This is a genomic window from Psychrobacter sp. Ps4, from assembly GCF_022129285.1.
Taxonomy (GTDB): Bacteria; Pseudomonadota; Gammaproteobacteria; order Pseudomonadales; family Moraxellaceae; genus Psychrobacter; species Psychrobacter immobilis_A.
Genome location: NZ_JADQAK010000018.1, coordinates 37,796 through 60,082, shown reverse-complemented (window position 1 = coordinate 60,082; position 22,287 = coordinate 37,796). Strand labels below are relative to the sequence as shown.

The following is a 22,287-nucleotide window of genomic DNA, read 5'->3' as shown; positions in this document are numbered from 1 at the left end:
GTACTTATGCGAGTTCTAATTGATAATGCTGACGTAACTGGTTTTTAAAGCTTTTAACAACGGCCAAACACTCTTTTAATAAGTCGCGCTCAAGCGCGGTCAAGGTCATTGGGTTGACTTGCCGTGCATGTTTATCATCGGTTGATAGAGCGACTGATAGGCGCTGTGCCATAAAAAACTCCAAGGCTTCTAGTAAAGTATCTGCGCGCTCTTGGGTCAAGGCGCGCGCTTGTACCAAAGCTTTAAGACGATTTTTACTACTGGGCAGCGCTAAGATATCGTTTTCTAATGCCAAGGTACGAATGCCATGAACCAGTGGAAAGATACCGGCTTTCTTTAGATCAATGTCTTCTGACCCAGATTTACCACCAAGCAAAGGTACGAACTTTTGCCACCACTGATTGACATCACCGAACTGTAGCGCGGCGCGCGCGAACTGGCGTACAAACATAGGGTCTGACTGCCTGTGGGCAACCTTTAAATGTTGACGCACCTGAGTCAATAATGACTCATCTCCGCAGACATATTCGCCATCGAGTATGGCGGACAAATAAATACCATGCATGGGATCCGTATTTCTAAACCATAAACCAATCTGGGCATTAAACTGTTTTAGCGGCTGTCGCCACATAGGGTTAGTCATCATGATATTACCATCGCACAGTGGATAACCGAGGTCTGCTAAATTCTGATTAAAAGTATCCGCAAATTCTGCCAGCTCAGGGTGAGTATAGCCGTCACGTAAGATGAGTGCATTGTCTTGGTCAGTACGCATGATTTGCTCACCGCGCCCCTCGGAGCCCATCACGATCAGGCAGGTATTTGTCATGACCTCATCAGGCACGATAAGTTGCCAGAGCTTAGTAAATACCTGTGCATTCAAGGTCTGTACCATGCGGCTGATATTACCGATTTTGACACCGTTTTGATGTTGGGCGCGAATATAACGACCGATAAGCTCGACGGCAGTATCTAAGCTCGATAAGTCTTTTGCTTGCTCGATTTGGATACTAATGAGCTGTGAATGATGACCAATATGCGCAAGCATATCGCTTTGTCCTAATATACCGACGACATCCCCATTTTGATCAATCACTGGTAGCCGATGGATGCGATAGCGGGTCATGGTCAATAATGCATCGCCAATCTCATCACCGGCTTTGATGGTACGCAAGTTGAAATTAGCATAGCGCTGGCAGGGGGTAGTGGCTGGATCTTGGTGGTCACTCACGGCGCGGCAAATATCGGTATCGGTCAAAATACCCAATAGATGACCAGTACCATATTGCACCTCGCCCTCGTTTTTTAGGTGGTTTAAGGGTTGCACCAGTACATGTTTTAGCCCCGCTTTCGTCATGATAGACGCGGCTTCGTATAAGCTGTTATTGGCGTTGACGATATGGACTGGCAATAGATTGACGTCAATGACGGGCTGCAACATGATTTGCTGCACTTCTTGTTGGTCATTGTAGCTGGCAGAGACTATGGGTTTATTATTGCGGCGCTGCTGTAATGCCTTTAGCCTTTCGGGTAATTTGTCTGACAGCATTTGGCGTACTAGATGATTTTGGGTGCTGATTTTATCGACTGCGCTACCAGCGACTTGGAGCAGCAAGGTATCCTCAGCGGCTCGAAACTGATAGGTCTGCAGTGCTTCAGTATTAGAGCTATTCTCAGTCAATGATTCAGGTAGACGACGGCTGTCGAACCAGTCGTTATTATTGAGATGGTCGGAGTGGTTACTACCCAAGTAAGAGGCGACAAACTCATCATCAAACAATTGCTCAATCTGCCCCTTAATGACCACATACAGATATTGCAACTCTTCGGCAGTTAGATTCTCATTTTTGGCAAGGTAGCGGATTTGGGTATTTTTTCTGATGCTTTGACGTTCAGCCAGACTCAATACGTCAAAGGGCGGCTGGGTAAAATCAAGATGGGGCATGGCATCATCCTTGATGGCATATTGAGTAAAAGATAATCGATAATAAAAGACACTTTACTATAGCATTATTAAAGCAAAAAACCTCTAATAACCACAGTAATATTGTGGCTATTAGAGGTTGCTGTTTTTTTTGAAACTTTTGCGTATAAAGTGACTGCTTATGCGCCTAGTAATTTTTGAATACGGTTTATTGCTTCGCGGCTCTCATCAACACTCGCAACGAGCGCAATGCGCACATAGCCTTGCCCAGGGTTTTTGCCATCAATATCACGTGACAGATAGCGCCCTGCTAGTGCGTGAATATTGGCCTGCTCATACAGTGCTTTGACAAACCGCTCATCATCCCCATCGAACGGCTCAGGGACCTTTATCCAAAAGTAGAATCCAGCCTCAGGCATTCGTAACTCTAGTAGTTCACCAAGCTCAGACATCCACAAGGCAAACTTTTCTTGATACAGAGCGCGATTGTGTGCCACATGCTTTTCATCTTGCCATGCAGCGATCGAGGCGAGCTGATGTGGTATCGGCATCGCACAGCCTTGATAAGTACGATATTGCAGGTAAGCTTGCAAAATATTGGCATCACCTGCCACAAACCCTGAGCGCAAACCAGGCAGATTTGAACGCTTAGATAAAGAGTGAAAGACAATACAGTTTTTGAAATCATGACGACCGAGGGCAGCGCAGGCTTGCAATAGTCCAATCGGTGCCGTATCAAAATACAGCTCGCTATAGCACTCGTCACTGGCAATAATAAAATCGTACTGATCTGACAGACGAATGAGATACTCCCAATCCTCCATCGTCATGACCGAGCCAGTCGGATTGTTCGGACTACAAACAAACAGCAACTGCGTGCGCGCCCAAACATCTTTTGGTACGGCGCGATAGTTACCTTTAAAGTCATCGTCCAGTGTGCAAGGCACAAAATAAGGCTCGGCTTGCGCCAGTATCGCTGCACCCTCATATATTTGGTAAAAAGGGTTGGGCATCACTATTGTAGGAACAGTCGTAGGAGCAGCCATAGGAGAAACGGCAGATAACGGGTCAGAGACAGACAGCGGACTACTCTCTGTATCGCTTACTTTATGATCCACGACTGCTTGTACCAGACTAAAAATAGCCTCGCGTGTGCCCATTACTGGCAATACTTGCGTATTGGCATCGACATGGTTCAAAAAGAAGCGTTTTTCTAGCCAATGCGCGATGGTTTGGCGCAGCTCAAACATGCCATTAGTCGTTGGATAACGACTTATTTTGTCCAAATTTTCACGTAGTACGTCCAGCACGAACGCTGGCGGCTCATGTTTTGGTTCACCAATACCGAGCTTGATTTCACTGTAGTCATGGGCTGGCACACTGTTAGCAAGCAATGTTGCCATCTTTGCAAAAGGATAAGGATGCAGATACGTTAAGTTGTGATTCATAAGTAGGGTAACTATAATAGACAATTAATAATAAAGTTATAAAGAAAAATTACATTTAAGCAGTGTAGCACTTCTCTTATTTTTTGTCTTTTACTTCTCATGCTCAAGCTGCTTAGCTATTTAACCATAAATTATAATAACTAATGAAGCCGTCACAGATTTAAAAATCCTAAAAAAAGCTTATCAATTGATGACTTATAACAATACAAAAAACTGCTGTCAGCCCTAATGATAGATTATGGTGAGGATAATTTGATATGCCTAGTATCTCAAAAACTAATGATCTTAACGCGACAGACATTCAAGATGAAAATTTTGATGATGCGCAACAGCGAACCAAATTGTACGAATTATTAAAACAGCGGGAGCAAAGCTGGTGGCAAGCTCGCCAGCAATTAATCAGCCATAAAGAACGAAAGATGTTTTGGTACGGTGAAAACAGCTTGATGATGTGGTTACTGTGGCAACTGGTCAGTTACGTGATCGTTGCGATGGTGCTGATGTTGCTTAGCAATCAGCTCGGTATTTTACTGCCCTTATGGCAATATATTGCTTTATTTGTTTTACAGACAGTGATTTTTGTGGCCATGCTCGCGTCCAAAAGTCGAATGGCAGACAGCTTGCAACGTAAAATTGATAAAGATGAGTTGATGCGCGAAGAGGCACTGAATGAGATGATTATCTTAGCAGAGGACAGCCTTTATCCCGATGTGCATGCCAAATCGCCTATTTCTCTAAGACAGATATCTGAGTGTTTTGGCAGAGATTTTCATTTAGCAAGTTTACATTGTTTGCTGCAAAAAGAGGTCAACGCTGGGCGCTTAATACTGACGCAAAAACAGATAGAAGCAGAGATTCTGCCACCAGATCTTGCGGATGATGAGCTCAATGAGCACGCTAGCGAAATGATATATAAAAGCACCTTATAAAAGGTGCTTTTGGTATTAATGGGTTAAAAAATACAAAGCATGCCATCAATGAATGGATGATACACACTGAGTATTTATCTTAGACTTATCTTGTAAGCCTATTTGTTCAATCACATTTGCTGTAAGCAGCAGGCTGCTCTCTTTGCATACTGAGACTGGCCATCAAAGCGGATCGTAGTGCGTCAAGTCTAGCAGCAGATAGCGGTTCATCATTTTGATCGCTGATATAAAACATATCTTCTGCACGTTCGCCCAAAGTGGTGATACGCGCAGCATGCACCTCAATTTTCTCCTGCAAAAACACCTGTCCTACTCTTGCCAATAGTCCCGGCTGATCAAGGGTTTCTAAGCTCATAATATGCTGATCAGAAGCCTCATTAAACTCAAAATTAATCACCGTGGTCACTTCAAAATGTCTAAGCTGACGCGGTATGCGCTTATTGGTAAGTTTCAGTAATGTCGGGTCTTTAAAGGCATTGATTAGGCGCTGTTTGAGTTCTTGTTGACTGTCCTCATCGACCAATAATGTGCCACTGGGATCGAGCAGTACATAGGAGTCCAAAGCAAAATCGCGGGTAGCAGTAATAATACGGGCGTCTAAAACATCCAAGTTCATTTGATCGAATACAGCCATGGTGACTGCAAACAGGTTCGTCTGATCTTGAGTATAAACAAAGACCTGTACCGCATCAAGGGCCAGCTCGCGATGCTCACGTAATACCACCAATGGTGGGCTATCCGCATTAGAAGCAAGACCAATCGGCGGATGGTTCAAAATGGCTTCGGTATGCCATAAGATGTCTTCAGGAATTTCTCTCAAGAAATATTCATCACCCAAATCATCCCATAGCCTCAAGACTTCATCACGATTCATGTGTTGATTGTTGACATTATCGAGCATCGCTAAGGCTTGGGTACGTGTGGCACAGATCATATCTTGGCGGTTAGTGGGTGCATCGATATCAGCGCGCAAAATGCGCCGAGTTTGTGAGTATAACTGTTTCATTAATGTGGCACGCCAGCTGTTCCACAACTGTGGATTGGTCGCATTCATATCCGCAACAGTGAGCACATATAAATGATTGAGGTGGGTGACATTACCGACTAAGTTGGCAAAAATAGTGACCACTTCTGGATCTGAGATGTCTTTTTTCTGAGCAGTCATCGACATCAATAAATGATAGCGAGTGAGCCAACCAACCAAGTTGGCATCTGCCAGACTCATACCATGCGCCAAACAAAATTCAGTCGACTCGGTTTGACCAAGTTCACTATGGTTGCCACCGCGACCTTTGGCAATATCATGGAACATGGCGGCCAGTACCAAGATCTCCTTGCGCTCGATACGCTGAAAGATAGAGCTGACCAGTGGAAAATCTTCATAAAACCGTGGGTCGGTGAAGCGATGCAAAATCCGAATCAAAAATAAGGTATGCGCATCAACCGTATAACGGTGAAATAAATCATATTGCATCAGACCGGTCACTTGGGCGAACGCAGGAATGTAGCTGCCTAAGACGCCATAGCGATTCATGGCACGCAGGCGATGAAACAGATAATTCTGCTCTTTTAAATTGGCTAAGAAGAGCGCTTGGTGAGCGGGGTTATCACGGTAGACTTGATCGATGCCACGCGCGGCGATTTTTAGCGCACGCAACGTATGAGTACGCACGTTTTTGATACCGTACTGACCCATCAGTAAAAACATCTCTAGGATAGCATCAGGATGCTGGGCAAAAACCCGATGATGCGCCATGGCGATTTGATCACCAACTTGGTTAAAGCGCGCATTGATTGGCTGCTTTTTTGGACGCTCATCATCAGGCAACTGCGGCTCTATAATCGTCTCGTAGTAGTGATTGGTCAGCATTTCAGACAGCGTCGATATCTGCATGGCACAGCGATAATAGTCGCGCATAAAACGCTCGACGGCGGCATTTGGTTGATCGTCTGGCTGCGTCTCATAACCCATCAACTGGGCAATTTCACGCTGATAATCAAACAGCAGCTTGTTTTCGTTGCGACCAGTCAATACATGCAGATAATGACGTATTTGCCATAAATAACCTTCTGCAAAGTTCAGCTCATCGAACTCTTTTTCAGTCAAAAAGTTTTGTTGTACTAAGTCATACAGCTTACCCACTCGAAAATAGCGTTTGGTTACCCAGCCGATGATATGAATGTCGCGTAGACCACCAGGGGCGGTTTTTATATTGGGTTCAAGGTTGTACTCGGTGGCATTGTGCTGTAAGTATCGCGCTTTAGCTTCTGCGATTTTTACTTCAAAAAACTCACGTGGCGACCACTGTTTATTGACAATTTGAACGGGCACATCCTGTAAAGTCTCATTACCAATTAATAGCCGAGCTTCTAGCTGGGCACTGGCAATGGTATGATCGAGCGACGCCTCTAAAGCGTCATTAACACTACGTACCGAGAGAGCAGGCTCTAATCCTATGTCCCACAATAGCGCCACCAACCGATCTATTTTCCCACTGGCATCAGCGCCAATCTCATCAGGGGAGAGCAATAAAATGTCGATGTCTGAATAAAGCGACAGCTCGCCGCGACCATAACCGCCTGTGGCAAATAAAGCCAAATCTGTTTTATCCAGCTCAAACCAGTTAAACAAGGCAATCAGCAATTCGTCAATCGCACCAGAGCGTGCCGCGACCAATTGACGAATATTGACACCGCGTTCAAGTGCACGGTTAATATCTTGATTAATTTGAGTCAACCAGTGAGGAATACCCAGTAGCGACTTTTCAGTGACAGGGGTGTCCGCTAGCAGTGACGCGTTTGTCGCTATATCCTTTGATAATAGAGGTAAAGGTGTCAGATCGATAGAAGCGACATCACAAGTAAACATGAGTGTTATCCCGTTAAGAGTTTAAAAATAAAACGTTTCAGCTGAAAAGCGTAGAATCACCAGTGTGCTGGTAGCTGACAAAAGCCACGAATAGAAGTTACCAATATAAGTTATTAAGTCATCAGAGTATAAAGATAAAAAGCGGTTGAGCACAATACTCAATATGACCTAATTATTGGCCAAAAAAAAGACCGCCTAGGCGATCTTTTTCAATATTACTGGGTCAAAAAACTTAAATCTTCTTCAGGGCGAGTGGTAAACACCTCACAGCCATTATCGGTCACGACCATCGTATGCTCCCACTGTGCTGACAGCTTACGGTCTTTAGTAATCGCCGTCCATTCATCAGGCAAAATCTTGGTTTGCCATGTACCTTGGTTAATCATCGGCTCGATGGTAAAGGTCATGCCTGTTTTTAGCTCAAAGCCTGTACCTTTTTTGCCATAGTGCATGACTTGCGGCTCATGGTGAAACTCATTACTGATGCCGTGACCACAGAACTCGCGAACGATACTGAAACGTTCAGGCTCGACCACTGCTTGGATAGCCGCACCGACATCACCTAGACGCGCACCGTTTTTAACGACACTCATACCAGCATATAAGGCATCTTGTGCCACTTTGCAGATACGCTGTGCCATGATAGAGCCGTTACCAACGATCCACATTTTTGAGGTATCGCCATAGTAGCCATCTTTTATCACGGTTACATCGATATTGATGATATCGCCATCTTTGAGTAGCTTGTTTTCGGCTGGAATACCATGACAAACCACATGGTTAATCGAGGTACAAATTGATTTTGGGAAGCCATTGTAGTTAAGCGGTGCAGGAATAGCCTGTTGCACATTAACGATATAGTCATGGGCGATTTGGTTAAGTGCCTCGGTACTGATGCCAACTCGAACGTGCTCATCGAGCATGACAAGGACATCACTGGCGAGTTTACCGGCCACGCGCATTTTTTCTATGGCTTCTGGGGACTGGATAAGGGATTTTTTAGTCATCATTATATTACTTATAGTTATGGAATTAATGGCTTGAATTATAACATAAATGAAGACGCCGCTGTTTTACGTTAAGTGATAGTGAACCTATCATTATTATTGATAATAATTGCTTTACAGCGACGTAGGGGCAGTTGTGACCCTCTAGTCACGATAATATATTCATATTTTGACAATTTAGTTGAATGTTACAGAAGATATAAGTAATGTAATTTTGCATGCTAAAGGAATTAGCAGCAATCTTTGCCGATATTATGAGGTAAAGATAATCAAAATTAATGATAACAAGGACGTTATTATGACGCTAAAATCTTCTCTAGCTTCGGCTTTCACGCCCAGCGCATTTCTCCCCTCACTTGGTGTTATCGGTGCCGGTGTACTTTTAATGGCTTTACAAACCACTTCGGCTCAAGCTGCTGGTCAATACTATAATTGTGCCAACTCAACCGGATGCAAGCTGGTCAGCAACAAATACTGGACGTCAAATCATACTGATACAAAATACCCAATTGTTATGGCACATGGTCTTGGCGGCTTCACTAACTTGTTTGGGATTATCGACTACTTCAATGGCATTCCTCAAGAGTTGATGAAAGGCGGCTCAGAGGTATATACCACCAAAACGTCAGCCGTCAATAACAGTGAGATTCGCGGAGAGCAGCTGCTGCAACAAGTCAAAACCATCACTGCCATTTCAGGTGAACCTAAAGTCAATTTATTTGGACACAGTCAAGGCGGTATAGATATCCGCTATGTCGCTGGCGTCGCGCCAAAATATGTCGCATCAGTTACGGCAGTCTCAAGCCCAGAACAAGGGTCAAAAACGGCAGATTTTGTCAAAAATACCCTTGAGCCAAACAACACCACAGGTAATCCATCCAATGTCACAACACAGCTAGTCTCAGGCGTGTTCAATTTGATTGGTGGCTTTACAGACGTGGGTTCAGGTATCAGTTTTAAAGAGATACAAGAGCAAGATGGCTGGCAAGCGCTCGTGGCTCTATCAACGGATGGTGCTGCTAAGTTCAATGCCAAATTTCCTGCAGCAATGCCAAAAAATTATTGTGGTCAGCCGACCAGTACTGCCGTCAATGGCATTAAATACTATTCGTTCAGCGGGGTTGGGCAAATAACAAGCGCACTTGATCCTAGTGATTATCTATTGGCAGCAACGAGCGTGCCGTTTGCAGGTGAGTCTAATGATGGGTTGGTGTCTGCTTGCTCAAGTCGTCTTGGTTATGTGATTCGGGATAATTATAGAATGAACCATTTGGATTCAGCCGATCAAGTATTGGGTCTGACGGCATGGGGCGATTCTGAGCCAAAATCTATCTATCGTACTCAGGTCAATCGTCTTAAAAACGCTAACCTTTAATAAAGTAAGTTTTTAAGAACATACGCTTTTAAAAACATAAGCCTTTAAGCTGACTTATAAAAAGAACCCTCATTTATGTCGAATAATCGCCGCCCAGCCTATCTACCAATAGTTATAATCGCCGTGGTTAGCATAGCCATAACTGCGGCGGTGATTATGTGGTTCAAACCTGATAATACACGTATGGCTACAGCGCAACCAGTATCCAGTGCCCTCACTAATGAGGCTAATGCTACTCTATCAACTGCGCTGGATAATGGCCAAGTAGTGCAAACAACTGCCGCCCAAAACCAGTCTCTATTTGTCACTGGGTTGGAGCGTTTGCCGCGCTCATTACAAGGCACGCAAATCGACGGCGAAATCATCATTGATGAAAATAAGCAGTTGGTCGTTACTGAAGGTCTACGGCGTTTATTCGATTATTTTTTGTCGGCGCTGGGTGAAGAAGATGAAGCGGTTATTTATGCCCGTGTTGAAAGCTATATTCGTCACCACACGCCAGAGCCTGCCGCCAGCCAAGCGGTCACTATATTTGACCAATATATTATCTATCTTAAAGCCATTCCTGAAATAGAACAACGTTACGGTAATCTGCAATTACAAGCGGCAAAAAGCGGTGAGCTGGATCTAAATGTCGTCGCTCAGCAAAAGCAAGATGTAGCCAAGTTGCGTCAGCAGTATTTTACTAAAGAAACCATTACCGCCTTCTTTGGTGCAGAAGAGGAGTATGATGATTATAGTATGGAGATGGTCAGAATTAACCAAAACCAGCAGCTAACGGATGTGCAAAAAGAGGCGACACGGCAGAACTATATAAGCCGTATGCCGGATAATGCTCTCAAAGCCGGTATCACCCAGCAAGCCAACCTGAACGAGCTGATGAATCGCACAAAACAGATGCAAGCAAAAGGGGCAACGGCTCAGGAATTGTATAACATGCGTCGTGATCTGGTAGGTGCTCCAGCCGCCGCACGCCTCGCGCAAGTTGATGCAGAAGATGCTAACTTTGCTCAACGTTTCGACCAATATCAAGCCCAAAAACAGCGCTTATTAAGTCAAAGTGCAGATAAAACGCAAGCACAAACCCAAATCAATCAAATCGAACAGCAGCTATTTAGTGAGGCTGAACGCAAACGTTTGGTAGGCTATGCTGCTTTGCAACAACAGAACAGCGCCAATCTAGAGTAATGCCTAACATAAATAAGTAAAACGATAATTTTAACGAGAAATTGTCGGTTTTCAGAGTATATTCGAGAAGTTATAGAAAAAGTGTTAGCAGTTAATGTACCGTCTAACAATAGAGGTTAGCAAAAAGACTATAGAGCGCAACAAGTAACAGGGTAATCATACACTCAATCTATAATGACAGTTAAGCTCCAGTTGTGCATAATGACCGCATTATTGAGAATAATGAATAAAACAGTAAATTAATCATAATAAAAACGAATGTTTAGGATAAGAGCTATTTTTTATTCTAAAAAAACCACTAGAGGAGCTTATATGAAAAAAATGACTAAAATGATGATGGCAGCAACGCTTGCGGTAGGTACATTGGCTGCTGGTTGCCAAACCACCCCTAGCGTAACAGCGCCAGTGACTCAACCAATTACTTCTAATACGCTACAAGCATATGATTGGCAGCTAGTTGACGCCAAACGCAGCAATGGCGACAAAGTTAGTCAATTGTTCTTTGATCCAGCGAAGCCATTGACGCTAAAGTTCTTCAAAGATAGCGGCAGTGACCGTGTGACCTTTATGAACACCTGTAATAACATGGGCGCTGACTACAAGGTTGTGAATGGCAATGTCGTATTAGGCAACGTTTTATCTACTATGATGGCATGCCCTGAGCCACAAGCAAGTTTTGATACGGCGACTTTAGCGACCGTGCAAGGTAAATATAGCATCAGTAAAAATGTCAATAACACGCCTATATTGACCATTACCAATAGCAATCAAGTTGCCCATTTCAAAGCCGTTTCTAAATAATTCAATCATTACAGATGGTTTCTAAATAGTATTTGCTAAAAGCCTTTTTTTATAAAAGCCAGATGTAGCTTTAAAAATGCCTCACTATCTAGTGGGGTATTTTTTTGTTCAAAATTTGGCATGGTTTACGCTACACTGTCATTTGCTATTAAGTAAAATCTTTAGGCTAGGATATTTTAATGCACTCAATCTTTTAGTCTTAATTGTCAAGATTCTCAGTACGCAATAATCAACACTTTATTGGACGTTATTTTATGTCAAAAATGCTTGTATCAAAATCATCTGTCAATATAAGAACGATAAGTAATATCACCGCACTAACGACTTTTATTCTGTTGACGGGTTGTCAGACCTTGCCTAGTACGATGTCTAAAACGATGCAAGCACCTGCTAATAATATGAGTGCGAGTAATCCACTAACTGCGCGTATGCCTATGATGGACCGTCAAGGGCGCATAGCCTATGTCGAGGAGCAAGGAATCGGAGCTGCAAAGATGTCGACGCTTTATAGCATTCGTCCTGATGGTAGTGATCGCAAAAGCAACATCCGTAACCTTGTGGTAAATGCTGAAGGCAGCAATATGTCAGCGTCGTTCTCACCTAATGGGCAAAAACTCCTCTATAGCTCAACTGTCGGCGGCAATGCTGATATCTATGAGATGCGTCTGAGCGACGGTAAGACCACACAGCTCACTACGTTACTGAGCACGGAAGTACAGCCAAGTTACGCCAGTGATGGGCAAAGTTTTGTCTATACCAGTGATAAAGTCCGCGCTGGACGTCCACGTATCTATCGCTATCACTTCGAGACTGCTAGTGCCACGCCTGTGCCAACAAGTGGCTATGTCGCCAGTCCGCAACTGAGCTTGGACGGTCAGCGTATGGCCTATCTCAATGGTCGAAAGGCCGCCGTTATGACCCTGAGTACTGGGCAAATCACCAATCTAGCAGAGACTGGACTTGATGAACCAGCACGTCTTTCGCCATCTGCACAGTATGCTGTCTATCCGACAAAGCTTTCACAAGTGGGCGGTCAAAATGGCGGCAGCTTGGTCATTCACTCATTATCTGGTAATACAAGTTATGCGATTGGCAGTAAGGTGGGCGGAGTCGTGCGCTCGCCGATATGGGGACGCTAAAGGCAAAACCTATGTATTATGTAATAGAATATATATATAATCCTTGATAAAGCAACATAAGTTGATTTTAAAAATGTAAACTTGGCAGCATTAACTCGAGTGAGCATCATCCACATAATACCAATTTGCATAACCAAGTCATTGAGCTAATAGATTGGGTGAGCAAAAGGAGAATACGCGCAATGCAAGAAGCTTTTTTAGTCTTTATCACTAAAATCAGTTTATATCCCACGATTATTTTTACAGGGCTTGTGATGTTCGTCACTTTATATTGGGTTGTGTCTTTACTCGGCATGGCAGATATGGATAGCGTAGACCTTGGTGAGTCAGGCGGTGATGCTGATGTCTCTACCTTATCATCGACTGGTTTTTTTACCGGTCTCATGCTCAAATTTGGTCTTTACGGTGTCCCTTTAATCATCATACTAAGCTTAATTAGCTTGATCGGTTGGTTGCTCAGCTATTTATATACCAGCTTTTTACACCAATATTTCGATTCTGGCGTTCTATATTATTTATTCGGTACAGGGGCGCTCATTTTCGTATTGGTCGTCTCTATGTGGTTGACCGGTATTATTATTTCGCCGATTCGCAAAAATATCGCCAAAATTCCCAAACGTAATTCGTCTAATAATGTGGGTAAGATCGCTGTTGTGCGTACGCTTAGTGTCACAGATAAACATGGCGAAGCAGAGCTAAATGATGGCGGTGCAGGATTGATATTAAAGATTCGTTCAGACACCAATGATGGTTTGCTAAAACAAGGCGATAGAGTGATGTTGGTCGAGTATTTAAAGGATGCCAATACCTACCGAGTTGTTGTCGTGGAAGATAAAAAAATATTGTAAAAGTATGAATAAAATTGTGCATTTTTAGAAGTAACATAAATATTTTTAAATTTGGTGATAGTCGGTTCAAGGTAATTCAGATATATCGAAGGCGAATGACAGGGCTATAAAGCACACATGCTGTAAACAGTGCCATAAATAGTAGAGTTAGCAGGCGTGATAGCGTATCTGATTTATATAGAATTGATTATGGAATGTTTTAATTAAAGGAATGGATATGGACACACTCATTATCGTCGGCGTGGTTGTAGTGCTGGCGTTTGTTTTTATGATGGTCGCACTATTGATGCTCAAGGCCTTTTACTTTAAGGTTGAGCAGGGCAAAGCACTCATTATTAACGGTGTGAGTAAAATTGCCGTACGTTTTGATGGTGGTTTTGTTTGGCCAGTCATCAACAAAAAAGAATTGATGCGCATATCGCTCATCACCTTAGAAGTAGACAGACGCGGTAAAGAAGGTTTGATTTGCGCAGACAACATGCGTGCTGATATCACCGTGGCATTTTATTTACGCGTCAATGAAACCGAAGAGGATGTGCTAAAAGTCGCCAAATCGGTTGGGGTTGAGCGCGCATCAGATAAAGTCGCTGTCAACGAGCTATTTAATGCTAAATTCTCTGAAGCATTGAAAACGGTTGGTAAACAGATTGATTTCGTCAAACTGTTTGAAAATCGCAGCGAGTTTCGTGACAGCATCGTTCAAGAAATTGGTAATGATCTAAACGGCTATGTCTTAGAAGATGTGGCGATTGATTATTTAGAGCAAACGCCAAAAGCGTCATTAGATTCCAGTAATATCTTAGATGCTGAAGGTATCAAAAAGATTACGCAATTAACAGCCTTTCAGAACGTCATCACCAACGAGCTTGAGCGTGATGAAGAGTTGGCGGTTAAGAAAAAGAATGTAGAAACTAGAGAGGCAATGCTAGAGCTAGAGCGTCAGCAAGCTGATGCCGAAGCCAAACAGCAACGTGAAATCTCGTCAGTGATTGCACGCGAGACTGCTGAAACTCGTAAGATTGAAGAAGAAGAGCGTAAAAAGTCTGAAACGGCTGTTATCTCGGTTGAGCAGGATTTGGCCATTCAACGTGAGAATCAGCAGCGTGAAATCGAAGTGGCAGGGCAAAATCGTCTGCGTGCGGTCGTCATCGAAGAAGAAAAAGTAACACGTGCCCGTGATTTAGAGATTGTCTCTCGTGAGCGTGAAGTTGATCTGCAACGTATCGAAGCTGAACGTGCGATTGAGCTTGAGAAAAAAGAAATCGCCAACGTCATTCGTGAGCGTATCGCAGTGGACAAAACCGTTGCGCAAGAAGAAGAGCGTATCAAAGAAGTCCGCGAAATTAGCGAAGCTGAGCGTTCTAAGCAAACGCGCGTCCTAGCAGCAGAAGCCGATGCGGAAGAAATCAAAGTACGTCAGGTGAAAAAAGCCGAAGCAGAAGAGCTGTCTGCCAAGCATAAAGCCGTCGAAATCACCACGCTTGCCGCTGCTAATCTTGAAGCATCCGCTAAAGATTCAGAAGCCAAAATTAAAATGGCCGAAGGTACCAAAGCCGAAGAGTCAGCACATGGCTTCGCTGAAGCGGCTATCCAAGAAGTCAAAGCCGCTTCTTTAGAAAAAGAAGGCATTGCGAAAGCCAATGTTATCAAAGCAACTGGACAAGCTGAAGCGCAATCAGATCGTGAAAAAGGCATGGCAGATGCTGAGGTTATCGCCGCTCGTGGTGAATCTACTGCCAGAGCTGAGCGTGAAAAAGGCATGGCAGATGCTCAAGTCATCGCGGCTCGCGGTGAGTCAAATGCCAAAGCAGAACGAGAAGTTGGATTGGCAAAAGCCGAAGTTACTCGTGCACATTTCCAAGCCGAAGCAGATGGTCTGGTCGAGAAATTCAATGCCATGGGTAGCATGAGCAAAGAGGCACGTGAGCACGAAGAGTTCCGTATGAGTCTTGAGACAGCCTTGCAAGAAGCGCTTGCCTCAATTGATGCTGGTAAAGAGATTGCGAAAGAAAATGCTGAAGTATTGGCAGTCGCGTTACAGAAAGCCAAAATTGATATTGTTGGCGGCGAAGCTCATTTCTTTGATAATTTTGCCAAGTCACTGTCTATTGGTAAAGCCATTGATGGCTTAGCGGGTAAGTCAGACACATTGAGCGGTATCATCAATGGTGTTATGGCCAGTCAAGCCATGAAATCAAACCAGAAAAATGATGATAAAACGACTTATTAGTAAGGTCTAAATGACTAGCCTTAATGGGTAAGTATTAGTGAGCAAGTTTTTATCTAACAGTGTGAATGAGTAATATTTTCTAAAATAAAGAATCTGTCGTTTAGGCGGCAGATTTTTTTGCTAACTCAGGGTGATTCGGAATGACGAATCATGATGAGTTGGTTAATCTAAAAAAACAGCAGTGACCACTCGTTTTTTTAGATTAGCCAAGTGCTTCTTTACTTTCAATGATTCTTTATTGCCCAAAATTCTCTTATTAAGTAAAAACAGAAACGGACGAGTAACGATGGCGGACACGCAAAACTCAACAAATTCAGAAAGCAACGATAACGCTAATCAAGCCAACCAGACCGATCAGGCAGTTGCTTCAGGCAATGCTTATGAGCTCATCAAAAAACGTCTGACGGAACAAGGCGGTCGTTTAGAGGCTCAAACGCAGACGCTAAATAATGCGCGTCTCGAAGAGTTTGGCAGCACCCAGATGCAAGTCATTGCCCGTACTCGTATTCGTACCGAGTACAACTGTGTGGCGCAAGACATGGTGCAGGTCGGTGATTATTTACTGTTTGGCTACAACGTTTTTATGGGGCTCAAACGCGCGAGTAATATTAAGGACGTATTGTCGTTATATCGTCTGAACGAGCCAGTTGGTAATGAAGAAGAGTATCAGCTTGAAGAGGTTGACTTAAAAGGCACTTTTTTGGCTCAAGACGCCTTTGTCCAAGATTTCAATGAGCTGTATCGATACTACAAGCAAACACGCCTGATTCAAATAACGGTGAAAGACAGCAAGTTGCTGTTGGCATTTCAGATTGGCGAGCGTATCACCGATATTCGAGTGTTTCGTTTTGCGTTAGATTTTAGCCAAGGTACGCCAGAGTCGGCGCAAGTCGCTTATGTGGACAATCGAGGCGAGCGTGATATTGAGCTGCCGCCTGCTTATGATTTTGACTGGATTGATACCACCCGCGATCAAATGGTGAATGGCAAATATCCGCATATGAATATCTTAGACACGATATTCGTGGAAACGGTCGGTGGCGATTTGACCATTAAGATTGAGGACAATACGCAGTCCGGTCAGGGTATTTATAGCGAACCGGTCAATGACCGTACCCAGTCGCTGACGGATGCTGAGATTGCGTATGCCAAAGTGGGCAGTCTAATACTGCTTAAGATATTGCCTTATCGTGAAGAGGATTACCGTTATTTCGTTTATAACACCTTGACCGAAGCGGTGCTGCGTTTGGATGCGATTGGACAGTCGTGTGTTCAGCTACCAGAAGACCACGGCATCATGTTTCCGGGTGGTTACTATCTACAGACGGGTGAGTATAAGCTATTCGAGGCCAATAACGTTGGCGCTACTGACTTACGGTTTAAGCGTAAAATTGTATCGCCGAATGGTGAAGATGTTTTATTCTTATTTTACGACAGAGACTTGGGCGTCACGGGGCTGTTTCCTTATAACTTGATTAAAAAGCAATTGGCAAACCCTATCTATTGCAACGGTATGGCCTTGGCTGAGAATGGCCGTTTGGTGCTGTTTAGTGACCAAAGTGAGCCATCTCGTATTCATCCAATGCAGATATGGCACACGCCTTATGCCTCACACGAGTATGTGAGTGAGTTGCCAGAGAGCACGAGTTTTTATGGCAAAATCGGTAATAAAGAATTGGTGCGCGGTATTTCAGATCTGTATAGCATTACTCGCCTGATTGATAATCAAAGCGTCTCTCAAAAGCTCTATGAAGAGCTTACCAATAATACCAGCCGACTCTTTGATAGCTATTATTGGTTGTCTGAGCCTGAACTGAGCGAAGTCGCCAGTAGTATTAAAGAAGTGACAGCCACGGCTGAGCTGGTGATTGATGAGTTCGCCAAAGTACAAAGTATCCAAAAGCAAACCCAAACTGCGCTAGCCGATACGGATACGCAGCAAAGTGAGATTTTGCGGCAGATACGCGTTACTAGCTTTGAGTCGGCCAGTGATTATGTCGATCAGCTGTCAGCATTAAGACGTCAAAAAGGCCGTTTGGTTAGCTTGGAGGATTTGCGCTATTTAGATGCCGATAAGCTACAAGCATTGCAGACGCAGTTAGAAGAAGCTGAGAGCGAGCTGGCTGAAAAGACTGTGCTGTTCTTAAGTGGGGAAGAAGCGCTTTCAAGTTACCAAGGTATATTGGTCGATGTCAGTGAGCGTTTAAATACGGCTGAAACCAATGCTGAACTAAAACCCGTTCTAGAAAAAATCGATGAAACAGCGCAAGGGTTAGATTTATTGACCGAGTTGCTAGGCACGCTAGATGTGGCCGATGCTACGGTACGTACGCAAATCATCGATGACATATCGACCATTTATGCCAGCCTGAATCAAAGCAAAGCCAAGCTCAATCATAAACGCAAAAATCTAGGCTCGGCTGAGGCTGTGGCGCAATTTGGTGCGCAGTTTAAGCTGTTTGGGCAGTCGATTGCCAATGCGTTATCCATTGCCAATACTCCTGAGAAATCAGATGAGCAAATGGCAAAGTTGCTAGTACAGTTAGAAGAATTAGAAAGCCAGTTCGCTGATCCAGAGACCAACAGTGGCGATCAGTTTTTGGCCGATATCATCAGTAAGCGTGAAGAGATTTACGAGACCTTTGAAAATCACAAGCAGCAATTGCTCGATGCTCGTAACCGTAAAGCGCAAAACTTAGGTGATGGCGCGCTGCGAATGCTCGAAAGTATCAAGAAGCGGACACAAAGCACTGGCGTCACAGGCTTTACCGAGGAAGAAGCGCTCAATACGTATTTTGCGGCTGATGGTCTGGTACAAAAAGTCCGTAACATCGCAAAAGAGCTACAAGCGATGGACTTTAGCGTCAAAGCCGATGACATCGACGCGCGCCTAAAAGCCATTCAAATCGAGAGTTATAAGAGTCTAAAAGACAAGTCGGATTTGTTTGAAGATGGCGGTCAGATTATTAAATTGGGCAAGCACCGTTTTTCGGTCAATACTCAGCCACTTGATTTGACATTATTGAGCCGTCAGCAGTCAGATGGCAAGCGTGTGTTGAACTTGCATCTAACGGGTACAGATTATTATGAAGTGCTTAATAATGCTGAGCTAAACGCCTTGCGCCCGTATTGGGATATGAATATTGCCTCCGAGTCTGATACCGTTTACCGCGCGGAGTACTTAGCCTATAGCATTATCGAAAGTGCCAAGAACAGCCAAGAGGGTTTGACGGAAGCGCGTCTATATCAAGCATACGATGCGACTGTCATTACCCTTAATGTGAATGGTGATATTGATAATGACAGTCCATTGTCCAAACTGGTCAAAGCCTACGCGACCCCTCGCTATCAGCTCGGCTATGACAAAGGCATTCATGACCATGATGCCACGCTATTACTGATGCAAATACTGCCGACCTTGCGCGAAGCAGGACTGCTGATTTATACCCCACAAGTACGTGCATTGGCGCAACTATTCTATTGGCAGCTCAATATCGTACAAGCGCTGGGCTTAGACAGCTTGCGCCAATTTGGCTATGACGCTTGGTTAAATGAATCCGTGCTGACGCGCGCGAGCAACTGGACGGATAGAGCTGCGACCGCCGAGCAACTGCGCCGTGCATTGGGCAGTGATACTGCGAAGTCTCTATTGGTCGAAGATATGAGCCAAGTGATGCGTCATTTTGTTATGGCTCATAATGATGACAGTCTTAGCGCTGATAAAGATGGTAGCGTTGATAACGGTGCTGGCAAGCAGTCCACATCTAAATCAGGGTCAGAACTGGATTCAAATACCAGTGATGTTCATAACACCAATATTTTCAAACCAAGCTACGTTCAGCTTGCTTGCGAATATTTGGTTAGCGTGATGGGGCAGTCGGTTGAAACCAGTGCAGGCGCAAACAGCACAATAAACTGGCAAACCAGCCAACAAGCGCAGCAGTTGTGTGAGCAGCTAAGCCAAACGCTAAATAGTGCTTCAGGTAGTATGCAAGCGACGGCCAGTTTTGACCAACTACAGTCTTCAATTGGCAAGCTTGGATTCCAGCCTAAATCAGCTTATGAGCTATTGGCAACCTGGTTCCATGCATTACTTGATAAAACCTACGCTAGTATAGCATTGGCTAATGCAGCTGATGATGGCACCAATGAAGACGGCGAACTCAGTGAAGCACAGCTTGCTGAAATTGAAGAAAAAGATGCGTTACGCAAGCAGCAATTAGAAAGTGGCCGTCATTATGTGCCGGAGGCGATTGCGGTTTTACTCACTCAATTGAACGATGCTCAACGTGAAGCTTTGGTGCAACGATTGATTGATTCAGGTGCTACTTTTAATAAAGGGCTAAGTGCTAAAGGATTGGGCAATCAAGGTTTAAACAGTACAGGCACCACGCCATCGGCCTTGTCATTTTCCTCAATTACCTCGTTGGCTACGTCAAAGCCTTCATTGACCAGTATTAATAATCCGCTTAATCAAGTGCAAAGCTTTGAGCGTAGCACGGGTAAGGTATCGCTTGAAATACAAGTGAATCATCTACTAGGTGAGCATCCGCGTATTCATCAGCAGACCTTAACCTTTGCCGTTGATGACTTCTTAAATCGTCTGCATCATCATGATACCCAAGTCATCCCTGCCTATAGACGTTATTTGGCTATGCGCTCAGAGATATTACATGACTCAAAAGAGACGTTGCGACTGGACGAGTTTATGCCACGTCCATTGTCTTCATTTGTGCGTAACCGTCTGATTAATGAGAGCTATCTGCCACTCATCGGTGACAACCTCGCCAAACAGATGGGCACGGTCGGTGAGGATAAGCGTACCGATTTGATGGGTATTCTCATGATGATATCGCCACCAGGGTATGGTAAGACCACCTTGATGGAGTACGTGGCAAACCGTCTCGGCTTAATCTTTATGAAGATTAACTGTCCATCACTTGGTCATGATGTGACGTCTTTAGATCCCGAAAAAGCGCCCAATGCCACTGCAAGAGAAGAGCTGAATAAAATCAACTTAGCCTTTGAGATGGGCAATAACGTCATGCTCTATCTTGATGATATTCAGCATACGCATGCGGAATTTTTGCAGAAGTTTATCTCATTGGGTGATGGTACACGTCGTATCGATGGCGTCTGGCAAGGTAAAACCAAAACCTATGACATGCGTGGCAAAAAGTTCTGCGTGGTCATGGCGGGTAACCCGTATACCGAGAGCGGCGAAGCCTTCAAAGTGCCAGACATGCTCGCCAACCGTGCCGATATCTACAACTTAGGCGATATCATGAGCGGCATGGAAGAAGTGTTTGCGCTCAGTTATATCGAGAACTCGCTCACTTCTAACACCGTTCTCGCGCCACTGGCCAACCGTGATTTGGCAGATGTGCATCGTCTCATCAAAATGGCGAAAGCGGACAATGCAAATCTTGCCCAAGCCCAAAGCGGTGATTTGACGTATCCGTATAGCACTTCAGAGATTAATGAGATTGTCGCGATCTTGCGCCATATGTTTAGGGTGCAAGAAGTCATTTTGGACGTCAACCAAGCCTATATTGCCTCCGCCTCGCAAGATGACAAGTATCGTATTGAGCCGATATTTAAGCTACAGGGCAGCTACCGTAATATGAATAAGATGACCGAAAAACTGTCGGCGGTCATGAATGAAAGCGAGCTGAACCATCTGATAGACGATCACTATCTGGGCGAATCGCAGCTATTGACCCAAGGTGCAGAGAGCAACTTACTCAAGCTTGGCGAGATGCGTGGTGTCTTGACCGAAACAGAAAAAGAGCGTTGGGCGCAAATCAAAGTCGACTTCTTACGTAACAAAGCCATGGGCGGTGAAGATGGCGATACGGGCGCGCGTATCGTTGCCCAGTTGGTCGATTTGGCCAGTGGCTTCAATGCTATCAGTAGCCAGTTTGAGACATACTTAACGAAAAATGATCCAGAGCAAATCGCTCGCTTACGAGAAGCAGGACAGCAAGCACAACTCGATGCCCAGTTAAACGGCCAATTAGAAACACAGAAAATCCTTGCCGATAGTGTGCTCAATAATGCCAAAGTCGTCAGCGCCAGCATCGATAATGGCTTTGAGAAAAGTCTGAATCAGCTGATGCAAATATATAAGCATGATCACAATGCTGAGAAGGTAGAAGGCGAGTATCTCAAGCAAAACCAAGAGGTGCAAAAAGCACTGATGGTGCAGCTGGTCAATGCCGTTGAAGAGCTGGCACAGAAAATGGCGCATAGTCTGTCTAATAGTTTAACTGAAAGCCTGATTAATAATGAAGAGAATCAAACAGTGGGTGACGATGTGCCTGACATCACTCAGCAGACCACGCTTATGGCAAACGCATTAAAAGAGGCGCTTGCACCGCTGACGATGCGTATGGATGAAAAATTACTCATCGATAGCAGTACCGATCAATCCGGCAAGCTCATCGTTAATAGCCTCAACAGACTTAATAAAATCTTTGATGATTATGATTAATAACTACTGATTAATAGCTGATGATTAGTCACTACT

General features: G+C 44.2%; 12 protein-coding genes. 8 read left to right on the top strand and 4 right to left on the bottom strand.

Annotated elements, in window-relative coordinates; translation table 11 throughout:
• Positions 1–4: 4 nt before the first annotated feature.
• Together I3252_RS10835 and dapC are read right to left on the bottom strand one after the other, a co-directional pair.
• Positions 5–1,945 carry a DUF294 nucleotidyltransferase-like domain-containing protein gene (locus I3252_RS10835; RefSeq protein ID WP_238035197.1) on the bottom strand — a complete coding sequence of 647 codons (1,941 nt, stop codon included), beginning with the start codon at positions 1,943–1,945 and terminating at the stop codon, positions 5–7.
• 158 nt (positions 1,946–2,103) lie between these two features.
• Complete coding sequence (gene dapC, locus I3252_RS10830) at positions 2,104–3,372, bottom strand: succinyldiaminopimelate transaminase (protein WP_238035196.1); 1,269 nt, start codon at positions 3,370–3,372, stop codon at positions 2,104–2,106.
• Between the two features lie 257 nt (positions 3,373–3,629).
• Between dapC and I3252_RS10825 the strand changes: the two genes are divergently transcribed.
• Positions 3,630–4,301: a hypothetical protein gene (locus tag I3252_RS10825; RefSeq protein WP_238035195.1), complete on the top strand. Its 672-nt coding sequence runs from the start codon at positions 3,630–3,632 to the stop codon at positions 4,299–4,301.
• A gap of 106 nt (positions 4,302–4,407) precedes the next feature.
• On the opposite strand, the gene glnD is transcribed toward I3252_RS10825, so the two are convergent.
• Positions 4,408–7,170 (bottom strand): [protein-PII] uridylyltransferase, encoded by a 2,763-nt coding sequence (gene glnD, locus I3252_RS10820; RefSeq protein ID WP_238035194.1) that lies wholly within the window; start codon positions 7,168–7,170, stop codon positions 4,408–4,410.
• Positions 7,171–7,385: 215 nt separating this feature from the next.
• A complete protein-coding gene (map, locus tag I3252_RS10815; protein ID WP_055125198.1) occupies positions 7,386–8,180 on the bottom strand; it encodes a type I methionyl aminopeptidase in 795 nt (264 codons plus the stop codon).
• 295 nt (positions 8,181–8,475) lie between these two features.
• Between map and I3252_RS10810 the strand changes: the two genes are divergently transcribed.
• The 7 genes from I3252_RS10810 (at position 8,476) to I3252_RS10780 (ending at position 22,251) form a co-directional block, all read left to right on the top strand.
• The gene (locus I3252_RS10810) at positions 8,476–9,552 is read left to right on the top strand and encodes a triacylglycerol lipase (RefSeq protein ID WP_109592717.1); all 1,077 of its coding nucleotides are present in this window, start codon (positions 8,476–8,478) and stop codon (positions 9,550–9,552) included.
• Between the two features lie 75 nt (positions 9,553–9,627).
• The gene (locus I3252_RS10805) at positions 9,628–10,740 is read left to right on the top strand and encodes a lipase secretion chaperone (protein ID WP_238035193.1); all 1,113 of its coding nucleotides are present in this window, start codon (positions 9,628–9,630) and stop codon (positions 10,738–10,740) included.
• A gap of 312 nt (positions 10,741–11,052) precedes the next feature.
• A complete protein-coding gene (locus I3252_RS10800; protein ID WP_238035192.1) occupies positions 11,053–11,541 on the top strand; it encodes an META domain-containing protein in 489 nt (162 codons plus the stop codon).
• A gap of 254 nt (positions 11,542–11,795) precedes the next feature.
• Positions 11,796–12,680, top strand: coding sequence for a Xaa-Pro aminopeptidase (locus I3252_RS10795; RefSeq protein ID WP_238035191.1), 885 nt, complete (start codon positions 11,796–11,798; stop codon positions 12,678–12,680).
• Between the two features lie 182 nt (positions 12,681–12,862).
• Positions 12,863–13,528, top strand: a complete 666-nt coding sequence (locus tag I3252_RS10790; protein ID WP_238035190.1) for an OB-fold-containig protein — start codon at positions 12,863–12,865, stop codon at positions 13,526–13,528.
• A 217-nt stretch (positions 13,529–13,745) separates the two neighbouring features.
• Positions 13,746–15,758, top strand: coding sequence for a hypothetical protein (locus I3252_RS10785; RefSeq protein WP_238035189.1), 2,013 nt, complete (start codon positions 13,746–13,748; stop codon positions 15,756–15,758).
• A gap of 286 nt (positions 15,759–16,044) precedes the next feature.
• A complete protein-coding gene (locus I3252_RS10780) occupies positions 16,045–22,251 on the top strand; it encodes a DNA repair ATPase (RefSeq protein WP_238035188.1) in 6,207 nt (2,068 codons plus the stop codon).
• Positions 22,252–22,287 lie beyond the last annotated feature (36 nt).

What these genes read in the sequence shown, in the direction of transcription:
- I3252_RS10835 (WP_238035197.1), bottom strand. Translation starts at nt 1,945, where the DNA reads ATGCCCCATCTTGATTTTACCCAGCCGCCCTTTGACGTATTGAGTCTG.
- dapC (WP_238035196.1), bottom strand. Translation starts at nt 3,372, where the DNA reads ATGAATCACAACTTAACGTATCTGCATCCTTATCCTTTTGCAAAGATG.
- I3252_RS10825 (WP_238035195.1), top strand. Translation starts at nt 3,630, where the DNA reads ATGCCTAGTATCTCAAAAACTAATGATCTTAACGCGACAGACATTCAA.
- glnD (WP_238035194.1), bottom strand. Translation starts at nt 7,170, where the DNA reads ATGTTTACTTGTGATGTCGCTTCTATCGATCTGACACCTTTACCTCTA.
- map (WP_055125198.1), bottom strand. Translation starts at nt 8,180, where the DNA reads ATGATGACTAAAAAATCCCTTATCCAGTCCCCAGAAGCCATAGAAAAA.
- I3252_RS10810 (WP_109592717.1), top strand. Translation starts at nt 8,476, where the DNA reads ATGACGCTAAAATCTTCTCTAGCTTCGGCTTTCACGCCCAGCGCATTT.
- I3252_RS10805 (WP_238035193.1), top strand. Translation starts at nt 9,628, where the DNA reads ATGTCGAATAATCGCCGCCCAGCCTATCTACCAATAGTTATAATCGCC.
- I3252_RS10800 (WP_238035192.1), top strand. Translation starts at nt 11,053, where the DNA reads ATGAAAAAAATGACTAAAATGATGATGGCAGCAACGCTTGCGGTAGGT.
- I3252_RS10795 (WP_238035191.1), top strand. Translation starts at nt 11,796, where the DNA reads ATGTCAAAAATGCTTGTATCAAAATCATCTGTCAATATAAGAACGATA.
- I3252_RS10790 (WP_238035190.1), top strand. Translation starts at nt 12,863, where the DNA reads ATGCAAGAAGCTTTTTTAGTCTTTATCACTAAAATCAGTTTATATCCC.
- I3252_RS10785 (WP_238035189.1), top strand. Translation starts at nt 13,746, where the DNA reads ATGGACACACTCATTATCGTCGGCGTGGTTGTAGTGCTGGCGTTTGTT.
- I3252_RS10780 (WP_238035188.1), top strand. Translation starts at nt 16,045, where the DNA reads ATGGCGGACACGCAAAACTCAACAAATTCAGAAAGCAACGATAACGCT.